The sequence below is a fragment of the Pseudoxanthomonas japonensis genome (genome assembly GCF_010093445.1).
Lineage (GTDB): Bacteria > Pseudomonadota > Gammaproteobacteria > Xanthomonadales > Xanthomonadaceae > Pseudoxanthomonas_A > Pseudoxanthomonas_A japonensis.
Map to the genome: position 1 here is coordinate 1 of NZ_PDWW01000060.1, position 870 is coordinate 870.

The 870-nt window shown below is 66.8% G+C and carries 1 protein-coding gene and 1 pseudogene; both read right to left on the bottom strand.

Annotated features, from left to right (window positions below):
* On the bottom strand, nt 1-571 hold a 571-nt coding region (locus CSC78_RS18750; protein WP_162339388.1), incomplete at its 3' end, for a phosphoribosylanthranilate isomerase.
* Nucleotides 568-870, bottom strand: a pseudogene (locus CSC78_RS18755) (hypothetical protein); the annotation flags it as partial. The gene CSC78_RS18750 and the pseudogene CSC78_RS18755, both read right to left, overlap by 4 nt.

Genomic DNA, 870 nt, shown 5'->3' on the forward strand with positions numbered 1-870 from the left:
CGATGCCACTGGCCACGTCCACTGCCCACGGCAGCGTGGCCTGGATCGCGTCGAACGCGTTGTCCGGCGTGATCCCGCCCGCCAGTACGAACGGACGATGCAGCCCGGTCGGAATGCGGCTCCAGTCGAACGCTTCGCCGGTGCCGCCGGCACCGCCGCGACGGTGGCTGTAGAACAGGAAGCCGTCGGCGTTGGGCCAGCGCTGCTGCAGGACATGGGCGTCCCAGGCTTCGCCGGACGCCATCGGCACCGCCTTCATCCATGGCACGCGGAACGCGCGGCAGAACGCATCGTCCTCGTCGCCATGGAACTGCAGCAGGGCCGGACGCACCTGGCGCACGACTTCGCGAACCTCGGCGGAGGTGTTGTCGCGGAACAGCGCGACCGCACTGACCATCGGCGCCAGCGCGAGCCGCAACTGGCGCGCTTCGGCCGCGGTCAGCCGGCGCGGACTGGCATGGGCGAAGACGAAACCCACCGCATCCACGCCCAGTTCGCCCGCCAGCCGCACGTCGCCCGGACGGGTCATGCCGCAGAACTTGATCCGGGTGCGATAGAGGGTGCGGTTCACAGCGTCACTTCCGCGGGAAGGGCCCATTGGGGAGGATACAGCGGACGCAGGAACACCAGTCCCTGCGGCGGCGCGGTCGGCCCGGCCAGGGTGCGGTCGCGCCCGGCCAGCAGCTGCGCGATCCAGCTTTCCGGTTGCGTACCCGCGCCCACTTCGAGCAAAAAAAAAAAAAGAAGCTCATAACGAGGGTCTAAAGGGAAAATATCTGTCACGTGCGAGAAGGGACTTGAAGACGATCTTGACGGAGAACTGGAGGTAGATGGCGTGACCAACGGCAGAGTAGAGGATGACCGCCACAA